Raw genomic sequence first — 15,952 nt, 5'->3', positions numbered from 1 at the left:
TGTGGGAGGGGGCAAGTCGAATCGTCGCACCGCCCCTCCCACATTTGGATTGTATTCTCTTCAGCGCTCAGCGGCGGCTGCTGACCTCGGCGGGTACGTCGTCACCGGCCATGCGCTTGCGGAACAGCGCCGTACGGGCCAGCAGCAACGTAGTCACCGGCACGGTGATCGCCAGCAAAATCGGTATCAACCACCCGTGCAGCACCGGCCCGGACTTGAGTACCGAAAAGTAGATAATCGACGCCAACGCCACGCACCACGCGCCCAACGTCGAGGCCAGGGCCGGCGGATGCATACGCTGGAAAAAGTCTTTCAGCCGCAGCAGCCCAATCGCGCCAATCAGCGCAAACACACTGCTGAGCACCAGCAGCACCGCGACAATCACTTCGATCCACAACGGCATCATTCAATCACCTCCCCACGCAGCAGGAATTTGGCCAGGGCAAACGAGCCGACGAAGCCGAACAGCGCGATCAACAGCGCCGCTTCAAAGTAGGTGTCACTGGCATACCGAATGCCCAACACCAGCATCATCAGCATGGCCAGGATGTAGAGGTAGTCCAGCGCCAAGACCCGGTCCTGGGCCGACGGGCCTTTGAACAGGCGGATCAGGGTCAGCACCATGGCCACCGAGAACAGGAACAGGCTGAACAGGATCGCATTGGCGAGCAGGGCGCTCATTCGAAGATCTCCATCAGGGGCCGTTCGTAGGCGCTTTTGAAATGTTCGATGAAGGCCGCTTCGTCATCCAGATCGAAGACGTGCAACAGCAGGATGCTACGGTCCAGCGCCAGTTCGGACCAGATCGTACCGGGCACCACGGTGGTAATCATCGACAGCGCCGCCAAGCCGTTGGCGTCACGCAGGTCCAGGGGGATCTTGATAAAGCGCGATCGCGGCGGGCGGGCGCCGCAGACCAGCACACCCCAGGCCACTTGCAGGTTGGACACGATCACATCGCGGCCGACCAAAAAGAACAGGCGGATGATCACACCGGGGCGGCGGATGCGGATCGGCAGCGGGCGCAGCGGTGCCATCAGCAGCGGCGCGAGAAACCCCAGCAGTGCGCCCAGCAACAGGTTGCCGGGGCTGACCGACAGGTTCAGCACCAGCCACAGTACCGCCAGTGCCAGCGACAACCACGGCGCAGGGAACAGGCGCTTCATGGTTGCACCTCCAGGATGGCGGTCTTGGCTTCGGGGCTCGGAATCGGGCGCGTTGCCATCACCGCCATCACATAGCGTTCCGGGTTGTTCAGGCTGTCGGCGGTGGCCTGGGTGTAGCGCATCAACGGCTCGGCCTTGAACGTCAGCACGATGCTCAGGCCCAGCAGGAAGAAGATCGGCACGCACTCGTAGCGACGCAGCAAGGGCGAGGGGCGTTCTTCCGGGGTCCAGAAACGCTGGATGCCCAACCGTGCGAAGGCGATCAGCGACGCCAGGCCGGACACAATCAACAGTGCCACCAGACACCAGGCCGCCGGACGGATCGGTTCATCGACGCCGACGCCCAGACCCAACGGATTGACCAGCGCACTCAACAGGCTGAGCTTGCCGATAAACCCGGACAACGGCGGCATGCCGATGATCAGCAGCGCGCAGGCGATAAAGCTCAAGCCCAGGAACGCCATGGTCCAGGGGATCACCTGGCCGACCACGGCTTTCTGTTCGTCATCCAGATTCACGCCTGGCCGTGGATGCAGCGATTCCATGGCCTTGGGCAGCGCATCGATTTCTTCATCCAGCGGCAGGTCGTTGGCCGAGCGTGAGCGTTCGATCAACTCGGCCAGCAGGAACAGCGCGCTCAATGCCAGGGTGGAGCTGACCAGATAAAACAACGCCCCCGCCGTCAGGCTCGGCTGGGCAAAACCCACCGCCGACAGCAGGATCCCGGCGGAGACCAGGATGCTCAAGCTGGCCATGCGCTCCAGGCGTTGCGCTGCAAGCATTGCCAGTGCCGCGCAGACGATGGTCGCCATGCCGCCATACACCAGCCAGTCGCCGCCAAACAGCGCCGACGCACCGGCCTGGCCGGAGAACAGCAGGGTCCACAAACGCAGCACGGTGTACACGCCGACCTTGGTCATGATCGCAAACATCGCCGCCACCGGTGCGCTGGCCGAGGAGTAGGCGGGCGCCAGCCAGAAGTTCAGCGGCCACATGCCAGCCTTGGCCAGGAACGCCGTTGCCAGGATCGCCGCACCCGCATGCAGCAGGCCACGGTCCGCTTCGGGCACCAGCGGGATTTTCAGCGCCAGGTCGGCAAAATTCAGCGTGCCGGTGACGCCATAGATCATCGCCGCGCCAATCAGGAACAGCGACGACGCCAGCAGGTTGATCGCGATGTAATGCAGCCCCGCCGACACCCGCGCGCGGCCGGAACCGTGCAGCATCAAACCGTAGGACGCCGCCAGCAGCACTTCGAAAAACACGAACAGATTGAACAGATCGGCGGTGAGAAAGGCGCCATACAGGCCCATCATCTGGATCTGGAACAGCGCATGGAAGCTGGTGCCGGCACGGTCCCAGCGGGCCATGGCGAACAGCAGCGCGCTCACGCCGATGATCCCGGTGAGCACCAGCATCAGCGCCGAGAGTTGGTCCACCACCAGCACGATGCCGAACGGCACCTGCCAGTTGCCCGGCAGGTACACGCCAATCGAACCGGGGCCGTCCTGTTGCGTCCAGTACAGCAGCAACACGGCAATGCCCAGGCCGATCAGGCTGGAGAACAGGTTGATCCTGGCTTTGAGCGGACGACGTTTTTCGCCGAGCATCAGCATCAGCGCGGCGGTCAGCAACGGCAGCAGGATCGGCGCGACGATCAGTTGATTGATCCCACTCATTCCTTGGGCTCCCGGCCATCCACATGGTCCGTCCCGGTCAAGCCCCGAGAGGCCAGCAGCACCACCAGGAACAGCGCGGTCATGGCGAAGCTGATCACGATGGCCGTCAGCACCAGGGCCTGGGGCAGCGGGTCGGTGTAGTTGAGCAAGTCTTGCGGCACGCCGTCCTTGATGATCGGCTCTTTGCCGATGAACAGGCTGCCCATGCTGAAAATGAACAGGTTGACGCCATACGACAACAGGCACAGGCCCATCACCACCTGGAACGTCCGCGGGCGCAGGATCAACCACACGCCCGAGGCCGCCAGGACCCCAATGGCAATTGCGATGACTTCTTCCATCAGGCGGCTCCTTCTGTGGCGGCAACGGCTTTGGGCTGGTTGCCCGGTTTGTGCGCGCGCACCGATTGGTGGCCGAGGGCAGTGAGCATCAGCAGCGTCGAGCCCACCACCATGGCGTACACGCCGACATCGAAGAACAATGCGCTGGCGATATGAATATCCCCCAGCAGCGGCAGGCTTAAATGCCAGGTGTGGGTGGTGAGGAACGGGTACCCGACAAACAGCGCGCCGAGCCCGGTGAGGGTCGCCGACAGCAGGCCGAAGCCCATCCAGCGCATTGGCCGCAGGCTCATCTGCGCCTCGACCCATTGGGTGCCGGCAACCATGTATTGCAGGATAAACGCCACCGACATCACCAGCCCCGCGACAAAACCGCCGCCCGGTTGGTTGTGGCCGCGCATGAACAGGTAGAACGACACCACCAACGCAATCGGCAGCAGCAGGCGCACCAGCACCGCCGGCACCATCATGAAGCCCAACGCGGTGTCATTGGCCTGGCGCGGGTTGACCAGGTCGGTGGCCACGTCCGGCGCCAGTTGGCGCTGTTGCGCGGGCAGTTGCATGCTTTCCTTCGAGGGGCGGAAGCGGCGCAGCAGGGCGTAGACCGTGAGCGCCACGGCGCCGAGTACGGTGATTTCGCCCAGGGTATCGAAGCCACGGAAGTCCACCAGCATCACGTTCACCACATTGCTGCCGCCGCCTTCGGGCAGGGCGCGGCTCAAGTAGAACGAGGAGATATCGTTGGGGGTCTGGCGCGTCAGCATCGCATAGGACAGCAACGCCATGCCGCCACCGACCACGGTGGACAGCAGGAAGTCACGCAGGCGACGGATACGTGCCTTGCGCAACGAGCTGGGCAGTGGCGAGACTTCTTCGATCCGTCGTGGCAGCCAGCGCAGGCCGAGCAGGATCAGCACCGTAGTGACGACTTCCACGACCAACTGGGTCAGCGCCAGGTCCGGCGCCGAGAACCACACGAAGGTGACGCAGGTCATCAGGCCGCACACGCTGACCATGGTCAGGGCCGCCAGTCGGTGGTATTTGGCTTGCCAGGCGGCGCCCAGGGCACAGGCAATCGCCAGCAGCCACAGGGTCACGAACACGACGGAACCGGGGATCTTCGGCCGGTCACCCCAGGTGAGGCCACTGTTGAACATCGGGATCATGGCGCCGATCACTGCAACGATCACCAGCAGGAACAACTGGGTCTGCAGGCGCTTGGTGCTGATGCGTTTTTCGATCTTGCGCACCCCGCGCATCATCACCACCAGGCAGCGTTCGAAACCGCGTTTGCCGTTGAAATAGCTGATGACCGGCGGGTATTTGAAGCGACCACGCTTGAGCTGCTTGCGCAGCATCAGGTAAAGCACCACGCCGCCGGTCATGGCCACCAGGCTCATGATCATCGGCGCGTTCCAGCCGTGCCAGATCGCCAGGCTGTACTGCGGCAGGACGCCGCCGACCACCGGCAACGCGGCGGCGGCGAGGATCGAGCCGACCACCTGGGCCGGGAAGATCCCCACCAGCAGGCAGGTGAATACCAGCAGCTCAACCGGCGCACGCATCCAGCGTGGGGGTTCGTGGGGCGTGTGCGGCAGGTCGGTGGCGGGCGGGCCGAAGAACACATCCACGGTAAAGCGCAGGGCATAGGCCACGCTGAAGGTGCCGGCAATGGTCGCGATCACCGGCAGGGCGATTTCCACCCATTTTGTCGCCGAGATAAACACCGTTTCGGCGAAGAACATCTCTTTGGACAGGAAACCATTGAGCAACGGCACGCCGGCCATGGAGGCGCTGGCCACCATCGCCAGGGTCGCGGTAAACGGGATCAGCCGCACCAGGCCGCTGAGCTTGCGGATATCGCGGGTGCCGCTTTCGTGGTCGATGATGCCCGCCGCCATGAACAGCGAGGCCTTGAAGGTGGCGTGGTTGAGGATATGGAACACCGCCGCGACGGCGGCCAGCGGGCTGTTGAGCCCCAGCAGCAAGGTGATCAGCCCGAGGTGACTGATCGTGGAGTAGGCCAGCAGGCCCTTGAGATCGTTTTGGAACATGGCGCAGTAAGCACCGAGGAGGAGGGTGAGGGCGCCGGCCCCGCCGACGATCCAGAACCATTCTTCGCTGCCCGACAGCGACGGCCACAGGCGGGCCAGCAGGAACACGCCGGCCTTCACCATCGTCGCCGAATGCAGATAGGCCGAAACCGGCGTCGGCGCCGCCATGGCGTGGGGCAGCCAGAAATGGAACGGGAACTGCGCGCTCTTGCTCAACGCGCCGATCAGCACCAGGGCCAGCATCACCGGGTACAGCGAGTGCGCGCGAATCTGATCGCCCGCCGCCAGCACCTGCTCCAAGTCATAGCTGCCGACGATATGCCCCAGCAGCATCACCCCCGCCAGCAGGCACAAACCGCCCGCGCCGGTGACCATCAACGCCATATAGGCACCGCGTCGCGCATCCGCGCGGTGGTGCCAATAGCCGATCAGCAAGAACGAGAACAGACTGGTCAGTTCCCAGAAGAACACGATCTGCACCAGGTTGCCGGAGATCACCAGCCCGAGCATGGCGCCCATGAAGGCCAGGAAAAACGCGAAGAAACGCGGCACCGGATCTTCCGGCGACATGTAGTAACGCGCATACAGCGACACCAGCGTGCCGATGCCCAGCACCAGCATCGAGAACAACCAGGCGAAGCCATCCATGCGCAGCACGAAGTTCAGCCCCAGGCTGGGCAACCACATGAATTCTTCGCGGATCACGCCGCCATAGGCGACCTGGGGGTAGAGCAGGGCAACTTGAACAGTCCCCACCAGCGCCACGAGGCCGGCCAGCAGGGATTCGGTATTACGTGCGTTGTGCGGCAGCAAGGCCGCCAGACAGCTGCCGATAAAAGGCAGAAGCAGTAGAACTATCAGGGACATAGGCTTCTAATCTGCGGGAGTTTGGGATGCATCATACGTGCCGCTTTCTCGATCACCAAACGGCAAGATGTGGCAGGATCCTACAAGGTAGGACGAAAACTCCTATTTGGCACTGTTTCAAAATTCGCAGAATTGGAATGCCGACCCCTGTGGGAGCAGGGCTTGCCCGCGAAGGCAATATTACAGGCACCACAGTATCTGGAGGCTATCCCTGACGCTTTTGTTCCAACGCATCGGCCAGGTCAACCGCCTTCTGCCCTTTTGTCTTCATCTCACTCACAATCACCGCCAGCACAATCAACACCGCCCCCAGCATCGCAATCGGCGGGAAGCGCTCGCCGGCAATCCGCCCCACCACGCCGGCCCATACCGGCTCACCGGCATAAATCAACGTGGCTCGCGTGGGCGAAACGCTCTGCTGTGCCCAGTTCATCGCCACCTGGATCACCGCGCTGGTCAAGCCCAGGCCCACCGCACTGAACAGCAGCAACCAGGAGAACCCCGGCAGTGCCTCGCCCATCGGCACGACCATCAGGAACGACAGCAGCGATGCCGTGGCCAGTTGCACCACGGTGACGCGGCGTACATCCACCTGCCCGGCAAATGCGCTGATCAGGATGATTTCCGCGGCAATCGCGATGGCGCCGATCAAGGTCGCGATTTCGCCGGGGCTGAAATTCAGCGATGCTCCGGTCGGCCCCGTCAACAGCATCAACCCGGCAAACGCCAGCATGATGCCGATGCTGGGCATCAAGCCCGGACGACGTCCCAGCACCAGCCATTGCAGCAACGGCACGAACGGCACGTACAGCGCGGTGATGAACGCCGACTGGCTGCTCAGGATGGTTTGCAGGCCGATGGTCTGCAGGCCGTAGCCGAACATGATCGCCACGCCGATAAATACCCCGGCCTTCAGCTCGAACAGGGTCAGGTCGCGCAGGGTGCGCAGGGAAAAGAACCCCACCACAATCGCCGCCGCCGCAAAGCGCAGGCCCACGAAAAACATCGGCCCGCTGACGGTCATGGCATGCTGTACCAGCAAAAACGTACCGCCCCAGATCATGGTGATAAACACCAGGATGCATTCGGCTTTGCTGAAGCGGTTGAAACGCGAAGGGGAGGTCGGGGCAGTCATGGCGGCTCTGGTCTTGCATGGGAAAGGCACGGACCGCACAATGCGCCGCACGCTGGGCAGTATACTGCGCACACCCACCCATTGAGCAATATAGTGCACAAAGAAAATCCACAACGGGCCTCGGTCCTGCAGCACGTCAGCCAGAACGTTCGTCGCCTGCGCCACGCCGCCGACCTGAGCCAGACCGCGCTTTCGGAAAAGTCCGGCGTCAGCCGGCGCATGCTGGTGGCCATCGAAGCCGGCGAGAAAAACGTCAGCCTGTCCACCCTCGACCGTGTGGCCGAAGCGTTGGAGGTGGCCTTCAGCGACTTGATCCAGGCCCCGGATGCGCCCGACCACAGTCGCATCAACGAGCTGGCCTGGGCCGGTGAAATCCCCGGCAGTAAAGCGGTGCTGCTGGCCAAGGCCACTGCGCGACGTGAAGTCGAGTTATGGGAAATGCGTCTGGAACCGGGTGATTGCTACAGCCCGGACCCCGACCCGGAAGGCTGGAGCGTGCAGCTGTTCGTGTTCGAAGGATGCCTGACCCTGCTGCTGGGAGATGAAGAAAAACAGGTCGCCGCCGGTGAGTTTTTCATGTTTGCCAGCCGCCAGGTGCATGGCTATCGCAATGAAGGTGACGTCGCCGTGAGCTTCGTTCGCAACGTGGTGATCTAACTGTCCGCCAGGCAACAGTGGATGTGCAGTTTGCTGGTTTAAGCCGCGCTCTGCGGCGCCGATTTACCAGCAAATCGCTGATTTTATTGACGATTAAGTTCAGGCACGACTCCTGCAATCACTCCGGTATTCCTTCGGAGCCTGGAGTCGGCCCATGTCAGTCCACCCTCAACACCCTGCCCATATCATTCGCTCGGACGCGGAGGCCATCGAAGTCGCCACGCGCCTGGCCGAGCGTTTTGCCGTCGAGGCCAGCGTGCGCGACCGCGAGCGGCGCCTGCCTTTTGCTGAACTGGACGAGTTCTCCGCCAGCGGCCTGTGGGGCATCACCGTGCCCAAGGCCTACGGCGGCGCCGGGGTGTCCTATGTGACGGTGGCCGAGGTGATCAAGTTGATCTCCGCCGCCGACCCGTCGCTGGGGCAGATCCCGCAGAACCACCTGGGCGTGGTGGACCTCCTGCTGCAAACCGCCACCGAGGAACAAAAGCGCTATTACTTCGGCAAGGTGCTGGCGGGTTACCGTTTCGGCAACGCTTTTTCAGAGGCCAAGAGCAAAAACGCCGGCACCTTCGATACCCAGATCCGCTTTCACGGCGACACCGCCCAGATCAACGGCGAGAAGTTCTACTGCACCGGCGCGCTGTTCGCGCATATCGTGCCTACCGCGGGCAGCAACGAAAATGGCCAGGTCTTTATCGGCCTGGTCGAACGCAATGCCCCCGGCCTGACCGTGATCGACAACTGGGACGGCTTCGGCCAGCGCACCACCGCCAGCGGCGGCGTGACCCTCGACGGTGTGACCGTCCCCTTGAGCGCGGTGATCCCCGCCCACCTGGCGTTTGATCAACCCACGGCCGACGGACCGATTTCGCAGATCATCCAGGCGGCCGTCGACACCGGCATTGCCCTCGGTGCCCTTGAGCAAGCGAAAATTTACGCCCGTCAGGCCCGGCCGTGGATCGACAGCCAGCAGGATCACGGCTGGCAGGACCCATTCACCATTGCCGCTATCGGCGACCTGGAGTGGCGCGTGCACGGCACCGAAGCCATCCTCGCCAAGGCCGGCATCGCGGTCGACCAGGCTCTGGCCGAACCGAATGAAGACACCGTGGCCCACGCCTCGCTGGTGGTGGCCCAGGCCAAAGTGCTGTCGGCCGAAACCGCCTTGCTCGCCGGCAGCAAACTCTTCGAACTGGCCGGCACCCGCTCGGTCACCGCCAAGCACAACCTCGACCGTTTCTGGCGAAACGCGCGCACCCACACCCTGCACGACCCGGCCCGCTGGAAATACCACCTGATCGGCAATTTCGTGCTCAACGGCGTAAAGCCCGCGCGCCACGCCTGGAACTGAGGAGCCTGACCCATGACCGCACTGACGCTCGCCCGCCAACTGCTGGACAGCACCCGTCTTCACGTCGAAAAAAGCGACGACCCCTATGTGATCAGCCGTTTCGGCGACTTGCAGATCCGCGTCGACGTGGCCGCCGCGCTGCTTGAGCGCGCCGACACCCACCCCAGCCCGGTGGCCGCCACCGAAGCGCAGATCGCCGCCGCCGAGGCCCTGATTGCCGCCAGCAACGCTGAGTTCGAATTGACCGGTCAACGCACCGCGCTACCGTCGACCCTGGATGACCCGTTGCGCTGGAAATACCAGGTTGTCGGCAACTACCACCTCAACGGAGTGCTTTGATGGCCCGCCAAATCCGCTTGAATGCCTTCGACATGAACTGCGTCGGCCACCAGTCGCCCGGCCTGTGGGCGCATCCGCGTGACCGTTCGTGGCAGTACAAGGACCTGGAATACTGGACCGACCTGGCAAAAACCCTTGAGCGTGGCAAATTCGACGGCCTGTTTATCGCCGACGTGCTGGGCATCTACGACGTGTACAACGGCAACGGCGACGCGGCGATTCGCCAGGCCACCCAGGTGCCGGTCAATGATCCGCTGTCGCTGATCGCACCGATGGCGCTGGTCACCGAACACTTGGGGTTTGGCCTGACCGCGTCGCTGTCCTTCGAGCATCCGTATCCGTTCGCGCGCCGGCTGTCGACCCTCGATCATCTGACCAAGGGCCGCATCGGCTGGAACATCGTTACGTCCTATCTGGAAAGCGGCGCCAAGAACCTCGGCCAGAAAGCCCAGACCGAACACGATGCGCGTTATGACTATGCCGAGGAATACCTCGAAGTTTGCTACAAGCTCTGGGAAGGCAGCTGGGAGGAGGGCGCGGTGCTGCGCGACCGTGAGCGTCGCATCTTCAGCGACCCGAGCAAAATCCATGAGATCCGCCACGTCGGCAAGCACTTCCAGGTGCCCGGCATTCACCTGTGCGAACCGTCGCCGCAACGCACGCCGGTGCTGTACCAGGCCGGCGCGTCCAGCCGTGGCAAACAGTTCGCCGCCGAGCAGGCCGAATGCGTGTTCGTCGCCGCGCCGTCGAAGGTATTGCTGAAAAAAACCGTGGCCGATATTCGTCGCCGTGCCGCTGAAGCGGGGCGCGATCCGAAGAAGATCCTGATCTTCAACCTGCAGACGGTGATCGTCGACGAAACGGACGCCAAGGCCAAAGCCAAGTTCGACGACTACAAATCCTACGTCAGCTACGAAGGCGCGATGGCGCTGATTTCCGGCTGGACCGGTATCGACTTCAGCCAGTTCAAACCGGACGAACCGCTCAAGCACGTACACACCAATGCGATTCAATCGGCGGTGGAAGCCTTCTCCACGGCGGACCCGAACAAGGTCTGGACACCCAATGAACTGGCCGACTGGGTCGGTATCGGCGGCTTTGGCCCACTGTTTGTCGGCGGTCCGCAAACCGTCGCCGACCTGTTGCAGGAATGGGTGGAAGACACCGATGTGGACGGCTTCAACCTGGCCTATGCACTGACCCACGAGACCTTTATCGACGCCGTCGAGTGGCTGGTGCCGGAGTTGCAAAAGCGTGGCGTATACAAGACCGAATACGCCCAGGGCACCTTGCGCGAGAAGTTGTTTGGCGACGGTGCAAGGTTGGCGGCCAACCACCCCGGCGCCGGCTACCGCGACCTGTCTGCCTCCCACATTCGTCCTCTGCAGTTTTGAACATCTCAGCCAGCGGACCACCGCACGCTTAACCACCCAATAGGAGCAACCCCCCTATGAGCGTGCACGACCCCAAGGCCCGCCTGGAACACCTGCACCACTGGGCACAACTCACGCCGCTGCACATTGCCCTGCGCCACAAACGCCAGGGCCAGTGGTACGCCTGGCGCTGGATCGACACCCTGCGCGACGTCGAACGCCTGGCTGATGGTTTGCGCCAGCAAGGTTTCAGCGAACAGTCACGCTTGGCGCTCAGCGGCGCGTTTGAGCCGAACCTGCTGTTGCTGGCGTTGGCGGCCCAGTCCGTCGGCGGGCAGGTGCTGACGCTGGCCGACAACCTGGAGCCGCAGGCCCTGGAGCAACAGCTGTGGCGTATTCGTCCCAGCCACGTCTACGTTCAAGGTCGCCAGCCGGATTGGGCGTTCACCCAGCGGGTGGACTTCGCTCAATTGCTCGGTCCGGTCGATCCGGCGCAGCACCTGCAGCGTTGGTGGCAACCCACAGGCGAAACCGCGCTGTGGAGCGAAGAGGGTACCCATTGGCAAGGCGGCCTTGCTGTGGTGCTGGAGCAATGGCTGAGCACGGGTCACGGTCTGGCCTTCCCGGAAAACCTCGCCTCGGCGCGGCGTGATCGCAGTGAAGTGGCGCCCACCGGCCTGCTGTTGTCGCCCGCGCGCTTACAGCACCTGGCCGACGATATCGAAAGCCGCCTGGCGCCCCACGGTACCTGGCGGCGACGCCTGTGTGACTGGGCCATTGCCCACCCGCAGGGCGGCCTGCGCCGGTTGCTGAAAAACCGCGTGCGCAAACTGCTGGGGTTTCAGCGCCTGGCCTATATCTGGCAGCCGCTTAAAGCCAGTGCCGAGCCGACGTGGCTGGCCGAATTCAAACGGGACATCGCATGAGCCAGGCCATTCTCCAGGTGCGGGACATCTCGCTGTCGTTCAAGGGGGTCAAGGCCATCAATGCCTTGTCGTTCGAGGTACGGCGCGGCGAGATCTGCGCGCTGATCGGCCCCAATGGCGCCGGCAAAAGTTCACTGCTCAATGTGCTCAACGGGGTGTACCGCTTCGATGCCGGCGAGATCGTCTTCGAGCAACAACACTTCCACCGCATCGACCCTTTGGGCGCCGCGCGTCGGGGCATTGGCCGCACGTTCCAGAACAACGCGCTGTTCAAGAAGATGAGCGTGCTCGACAACCTCCTCACCGGGCTGTCGCGGCATATGCGCAGCACCTTTATCGAACAGGCCCTGGGCTTGCCCCGTGCGCGACGCGAAGCCGAAGTGTTTCGCCGGCGTGGCCAAGGCATCCTTGAGTTTCTTGAGCTGCAAGCCCACCGCGACGTGCTGGTGGGCAACCTGTCCTACGGCCTGCAAAAACGCGTGGAATTGGGCCGCGCGCTGATCGCCGGGCCCAGCCTGTTGCTGCTCGACGAACCCATGGCCGGCATGAACGCCGAAGAGAAACAGGACATGGCGCGCTTCGTTGCCGACGTGAACCGCGACCTCGGTACCACTGTGGTGTTGATCGAGCACGACATGGGCGTGGTCATGGGCCTGTCCGACCATGTGGTGGTGCTCGACTACGGGCGCAAGGTCGGCGACGGCACGCCCGCACAGGTGCAGGCCAATCCCGAGGTCATCGCGGCGTATTTGGGAGTGGTGCATTGATGACGTTTTTCTTCGAAACCCTGCTCGGCGGTTTACTTGCCGGCACCCTGTACTCACTGGTCGCCATCGGCTTCGTGCTGATCTACAAGGCCAGCGGCGTGTTCAACTTTGCTCAGGGCGCGATGCTGCTGTTTGCCGCGTTGACCTTCGTCAGCCTGCACGACCAGGGCGTGCCGTTTGCCCTGGCGTTGCTGCTCACGGTGCTGGTGATGATCGTCGGCGCGTTGCTCATCGAGCGGTTGGTCTTGCGCCCGCTGGTGAACCGTTCGCAGATCACCCTGTTCATGGCCACGCTGGGCCTGTCGTTCATCATTGAAGGCCTGGCTCAGGGCTTGATGGGCGCGCAGGTGCGTGCGCTGGACCTGGGCATCGACGATGTGCCGCTGTTTATCGGGCCGCTGATGCTCAGCCAGTTCGACCTGGTCGCCGCCGCGACCGCCGTGGTGCTGGTGGTGGTGCTGGCGCTGCTGTTCAACAAGACGCGCATCGGTGTGTCGTTGCGCGCGGTGGCGGATGACACCACGGCGGCGCTGTCCATCGGCATCCACCTCAACCGTGTCTGGCAGATCGTCTGGGCGGTGGCCGGGATTGTCGGGCTGGTGGCCGGGCTGCTGTGGGGCGCGCGCCAGGGTGTGCAGTTCTCGCTGTCGCTGGTGGTGCTCAAGGCCTTGCCGGTGTTGATCATCGGCGGCTTTACCTCGATTGGCGGGGCGATTGTCGGCGGGCTGATCGTCGGCGCCGCCGAGAACCTTGCCGAGGTGTATATCGGCCCGCTGATCGGCGGCGGCATCACGCCGTGGTTCGCCTATGTATTGGCGTTGGCCTTCCTGTATATCCGTCCCGCCGGCCTGTTCGGCGAGCGCGCCATCGAGCGAGTCTGAAACCATGTCGATCCCTGTTGCTCAAGACACCGCGCCGTTATTACTGCTTCAGCGGCGCGTACCCTGGGGCCTGCTTGGCCTGCTGACGCTGGCCTTCGTCGTCGTACCGCTGTGGGGCAATGACTATTGGCTCAATGCGATCCTGATCCCTTTTTTGGTGTTGTCCCTGGCCGGGCTGGGCTTGAACCTGCTCACCGGCTACACCGGGCAAACCTCGGTGGGCGCGGCGGGCTTCATGGCGGTGGGCGCGTTCGCCACCTACGGGTTCCTGCTGCGGCTGCCGGAATTGGGCTTGCCGGTGGCGCTGCTGGGCGGTGGGATTATCAGCGCGTTGGTCGGCTTGCTGTTTGGCCTGCCCAGTTCGCGGATCAAGGGCTTTTACTTGATGGTCACCACCCTGGCCGCGCAGTTTTTTCTTGAGTGGCTGTTCGTCAAATTCCCCTGGTTCTATAACTACGGTTCGTCCGGCACGATTTCGGCGCCCAAGCTTGCGCTGTTCGGCCATGACCTCAACACACCGCTGGGCCGTTACTGGCTGACCCTGGTCACGGTGCTGCTGCTGACCTGGAGCGCCCTCAACCTGGTGCGCAGCCAGGTGGGGCGCAACTGGATGGCGATCCGCGACATGGACACCGCCGCCGCCGTGGTCGGCATTCCGGTGGCGCGCTACAAGCGCCTGGCGTTTGCGGTCAGTTCGTTCTACTTAGGCATCGCCGGCGCGCTGTGGGCCTTCGCTTACCTGGGCACCGCCAGTGCCAGCAGCTTCGATATCAACCGCTCGTTCCAGATCCTGTTCATCATCATTATCGGCGGCATGGGCAGCATCGCCGGCAATTTTGTCGGCGCGGCCTTCATCAGTCTGCTGCCGATCTTTCTCAGCCACGCCGGGCAGGCGCTGTTTGGCGGTTCGGTGGATGCGGGGCAGTTGCAGAACCTGCAGAAAATCATCTTTGGCGTGTTGATCATCGTGTTCCTGATCAAGGAACCCGAAGGTTTGATTCGCTTGTTGCACACCCTTCGCGATTGGCTGCGGCAGTGGCCGCTACGTTTCTAACCCTTCTAAAGAGAACTTCCATGCGTGCATCCTTGAAACGCTCCCTGGCCGGCGCTGCCTTTGCGCTGGCGACCTTGGCCGCTGCCGTGCCCCAGGCCATGGCGTCACCCGACCAGCAATTCTTCCCCCTGGCGACCTATCGGGTGGGGGCCTATGCCTCCAGCGGTGTGCAGGTGTGGGCCGGGATGATCGACTACCTGCGCTATATCAACGAGGTCGAAGGCGGCATCAACGGCGTGAAACTGGTGTGGCAGGAATGCGAGACCGAATGGACCGCGGAGAAGGGCATCGAGTGCTACGAGCGCTTCAAGAATGGCCTGGATGGCGCGCCCGTCGCGGTGTACCAACCCAACGGCGCACCGGCGGCGTATGCGCTCAGCGAAAGGGCAGAGGTGGACAAGATCCCGCTGATCACCCTCGGCTACGGGCGCACCGAAGCCACCGACGGCACGGTGTTCCCGTACAACTTTCCGGTGATGCTGACCTTCTACAGCGAGGCGTCGACGCTGGTGAATTACATCGCCCAGCGTGAAGGCGGCTTCGACAAACTCAAGGGCAAGAAGATCGCCACGGTCTACCACGACTCGGCCTACGGGCGCGAAACCCTCGGCCCGCTGAAGCTGCTGGCCGAAAAGTACGGCTTTGAAAATATCCAGATCCCGGTGGCCGATCCGGGCAACGAGCAATCGGCACAGTGGCGCCAGGTGCGCCAGGCCAACCCGGACTGGGTGTTCCTGCGCACCTGGGGCGTGTCGACGCCCGTGGCGGTGAAAACCGCCGCGCGCTTTGGCTTCCCCGTGGACCACATCATCGGCGACATCTGGGCCAGTTCCAGCGAAGACGTATTGCCGGCCGGTGCCGCCGCCAAGGGGTACCTGGCGCTCACGCCATACCCGGCCGGGGCCGATTTCGAGATCCACAAGCGCCTCAAGCAATACATCCTCGACAAGGGCCACAGCGACCTCAAGGACCTGAAAAACTTCGGCAGCGTCTACTACAACTCAGGCCTGGTAAATGCCGCCGTCGCCGTGGAAGCGATCCGCACCGCGCAAGCCAAATTCGGCAAGCGCCCGCTCAATGGCGAAGAAGGCCGCTGGGGCCTGGAACACCTGGATATCGACGATGCACGGCTTAAAGCCATGGGCTACCTGGGCCTGATGCAGAACCTCAAGCTGTCGTGCCGCGACCACGAAGGCGGCGGCTCGGCGCGGGTGCAGCAGTGGGACGGCGCCAACTGGACGCTGATCAGCGACTGGATCGCCGCCGACCGTGCGCTGCTGCGCCCGTTGATCGATGAAAAGTCCGCCGCATTCGCCAAGGAAAAAGGCCTGACGCCACGCACTTGCACCGGGGATGAATAAA

At 63.2% G+C, this 15,952-nt stretch carries 16 protein-coding genes; 9 read left to right on the top strand and 7 right to left on the bottom strand.

The annotated features are described in order from the left end of the window. Positions 1–67: 67 nt before the first annotated feature. The 7 genes from V6M90_RS20785 to V6M90_RS20755 form a co-directional block, all read right to left on the bottom strand. Complete coding sequence (locus V6M90_RS20785) at positions 68–406, bottom strand: Na+/H+ antiporter subunit G (RefSeq protein WP_003174766.1); 339 nt, start codon at positions 404–406, stop codon at positions 68–70. Further along, positions 403–681 carry a K+/H+ antiporter subunit F gene (locus tag V6M90_RS20780; RefSeq protein WP_003174765.1) on the bottom strand — a complete coding sequence of 93 codons (279 nt, stop codon included), beginning with the start codon at positions 679–681 and terminating at the stop codon, positions 403–405. Before V6M90_RS20780 ends, V6M90_RS20785 begins: the two co-directional genes overlap by 4 nt. Further along, the gene (locus V6M90_RS20775; protein WP_003174764.1) at positions 678–1,166 is read right to left on the bottom strand and encodes a Na+/H+ antiporter subunit E; all 489 of its coding nucleotides are present in this window, start codon (positions 1,164–1,166) and stop codon (positions 678–680) included. Before V6M90_RS20775 ends, V6M90_RS20780 begins: the two co-directional genes overlap by 4 nt. Further along, positions 1,163–2,845, bottom strand: coding sequence for a monovalent cation/H+ antiporter subunit D (locus tag V6M90_RS20770; RefSeq protein ID WP_332847071.1), 1,683 nt, complete (start codon positions 2,843–2,845; stop codon positions 1,163–1,165). The genes V6M90_RS20775 and V6M90_RS20770 overlap by 4 nt, the downstream gene beginning before the upstream one ends. Then, positions 2,842–3,186 carry a Na+/H+ antiporter subunit C gene (locus V6M90_RS20765; RefSeq protein WP_003192163.1) on the bottom strand — a complete coding sequence of 115 codons (345 nt, stop codon included), beginning with the start codon at positions 3,184–3,186 and terminating at the stop codon, positions 2,842–2,844. The genes V6M90_RS20770 and V6M90_RS20765 overlap by 4 nt, the downstream gene beginning before the upstream one ends. After that, positions 3,186–6,107, bottom strand: coding sequence for a monovalent cation/H+ antiporter subunit A (locus V6M90_RS20760; protein WP_003174761.1), 2,922 nt, complete (start codon positions 6,105–6,107; stop codon positions 3,186–3,188). The genes V6M90_RS20765 and V6M90_RS20760 overlap by 1 nt, the downstream gene beginning before the upstream one ends. 205 nt (positions 6,108–6,312) lie before the next feature. Continuing rightward, positions 6,313–7,242: a DMT family transporter gene (locus V6M90_RS20755; protein ID WP_078733732.1), complete on the bottom strand. Its 930-nt coding sequence runs from the start codon at positions 7,240–7,242 to the stop codon at positions 6,313–6,315. Between the two features lie 93 nt (positions 7,243–7,335). On the opposite strand from V6M90_RS20755, the gene V6M90_RS20750 reads away from it, so the two are divergent. From V6M90_RS20750 to V6M90_RS20710, 9 genes are all read left to right on the top strand, one after another. Further along, complete coding sequence (locus tag V6M90_RS20750; protein WP_042944943.1) at positions 7,336–7,899, top strand: helix-turn-helix domain-containing protein; 564 nt, start codon at positions 7,336–7,338, stop codon at positions 7,897–7,899. Positions 7,900–8,053: 154 nt separating this feature from the next. Beyond that, complete coding sequence (locus tag V6M90_RS20745; protein ID WP_332847070.1) at positions 8,054–9,250, top strand: SfnB family sulfur acquisition oxidoreductase; 1,197 nt, start codon at positions 8,054–8,056, stop codon at positions 9,248–9,250. Positions 9,251–9,262: 12 nt separating this feature from the next. Beyond that, positions 9,263–9,589 (top strand): hypothetical protein, encoded by a 327-nt coding sequence (locus V6M90_RS20740; RefSeq protein ID WP_003174757.1) that lies wholly within the window; start codon positions 9,263–9,265, stop codon positions 9,587–9,589. Further along, positions 9,589–10,983: an LLM class flavin-dependent oxidoreductase gene (locus V6M90_RS20735; RefSeq protein WP_003174756.1), complete on the top strand. Its 1,395-nt coding sequence runs from the start codon at positions 9,589–9,591 to the stop codon at positions 10,981–10,983. Before V6M90_RS20740 ends, V6M90_RS20735 begins: the two co-directional genes overlap by 1 nt. A 56-nt stretch (positions 10,984–11,039) precedes the next feature. Continuing rightward, entirely contained in the window at positions 11,040–11,888 is an 849-nt protein-coding gene (locus V6M90_RS20730) for an AMP-binding protein (RefSeq protein ID WP_305427420.1), read from the top strand. Then, entirely contained in the window at positions 11,885–12,655 is a 771-nt protein-coding gene (locus tag V6M90_RS20725) for an ABC transporter ATP-binding protein (protein ID WP_305427419.1), read from the top strand. Before V6M90_RS20730 ends, V6M90_RS20725 begins: the two co-directional genes overlap by 4 nt. Then, entirely contained in the window at positions 12,655–13,536 is an 882-nt protein-coding gene (locus V6M90_RS20720) for a branched-chain amino acid ABC transporter permease (protein ID WP_003174753.1), read from the top strand. The genes V6M90_RS20725 and V6M90_RS20720 overlap by 1 nt, the downstream gene beginning before the upstream one ends. 4 nt (positions 13,537–13,540) lie before the next feature. Beyond that, positions 13,541–14,590: a branched-chain amino acid ABC transporter permease gene (locus V6M90_RS20715; RefSeq protein ID WP_141064424.1), complete on the top strand. Its 1,050-nt coding sequence runs from the start codon at positions 13,541–13,543 to the stop codon at positions 14,588–14,590. Between the two features lie 20 nt (positions 14,591–14,610). After that, positions 14,611–15,951, top strand: coding sequence for an ABC transporter substrate-binding protein (locus V6M90_RS20710; RefSeq protein WP_332847069.1), 1,341 nt, complete (start codon positions 14,611–14,613; stop codon positions 15,949–15,951). Position 15,952 lies beyond the last annotated feature (1 nt).

Source organism: Pseudomonas lactucae, from assembly GCF_036688725.1.
Lineage (GTDB): Bacteria > Pseudomonadota > Gammaproteobacteria > Pseudomonadales > Pseudomonadaceae > Aquipseudomonas > Aquipseudomonas lactucae.
This window is presented reverse-complemented; position numbering and strand designations above follow the sequence as displayed.

What these genes read in the sequence shown, in the direction of transcription:
- V6M90_RS20740 (WP_003174757.1), top strand. Translation starts at nt 9,263, where the DNA reads ATGACCGCACTGACGCTCGCCCGCCAACTGCTGGACAGCACCCGTCTT.
- V6M90_RS20710 (WP_332847069.1), top strand. Translation starts at nt 14,611, where the DNA reads ATGCGTGCATCCTTGAAACGCTCCCTGGCCGGCGCTGCCTTTGCGCTG.
- V6M90_RS20755 (WP_078733732.1), bottom strand. Translation starts at nt 7,242, where the DNA reads ATGACTGCCCCGACCTCCCCTTCGCGTTTCAACCGCTTCAGCAAAGCC.
- V6M90_RS20775 (WP_003174764.1), bottom strand. Translation starts at nt 1,166, where the DNA reads ATGAAGCGCCTGTTCCCTGCGCCGTGGTTGTCGCTGGCACTGGCGGTA.
- V6M90_RS20735 (WP_003174756.1), top strand. Translation starts at nt 9,589, where the DNA reads ATGGCCCGCCAAATCCGCTTGAATGCCTTCGACATGAACTGCGTCGGC.
- V6M90_RS20785 (WP_003174766.1), bottom strand. Translation starts at nt 406, where the DNA reads ATGATGCCGTTGTGGATCGAAGTGATTGTCGCGGTGCTGCTGGTGCTC.
- V6M90_RS20715 (WP_141064424.1), top strand. Translation starts at nt 13,541, where the DNA reads ATGTCGATCCCTGTTGCTCAAGACACCGCGCCGTTATTACTGCTTCAG.
- V6M90_RS20725 (WP_305427419.1), top strand. Translation starts at nt 11,885, where the DNA reads ATGAGCCAGGCCATTCTCCAGGTGCGGGACATCTCGCTGTCGTTCAAG.
- V6M90_RS20745 (WP_332847070.1), top strand. Translation starts at nt 8,054, where the DNA reads ATGTCAGTCCACCCTCAACACCCTGCCCATATCATTCGCTCGGACGCG.
- V6M90_RS20720 (WP_003174753.1), top strand. Translation starts at nt 12,655, where the DNA reads ATGACGTTTTTCTTCGAAACCCTGCTCGGCGGTTTACTTGCCGGCACC.
- V6M90_RS20770 (WP_332847071.1), bottom strand. Translation starts at nt 2,845, where the DNA reads ATGAGTGGGATCAATCAACTGATCGTCGCGCCGATCCTGCTGCCGTTG.
- V6M90_RS20780 (WP_003174765.1), bottom strand. Translation starts at nt 681, where the DNA reads ATGAGCGCCCTGCTCGCCAATGCGATCCTGTTCAGCCTGTTCCTGTTC.
- V6M90_RS20760 (WP_003174761.1), bottom strand. Translation starts at nt 6,107, where the DNA reads ATGTCCCTGATAGTTCTACTGCTTCTGCCTTTTATCGGCAGCTGTCTG.
- V6M90_RS20765 (WP_003192163.1), bottom strand. Translation starts at nt 3,186, where the DNA reads ATGGAAGAAGTCATCGCAATTGCCATTGGGGTCCTGGCGGCCTCGGGC.
- V6M90_RS20730 (WP_305427420.1), top strand. Translation starts at nt 11,040, where the DNA reads ATGAGCGTGCACGACCCCAAGGCCCGCCTGGAACACCTGCACCACTGG.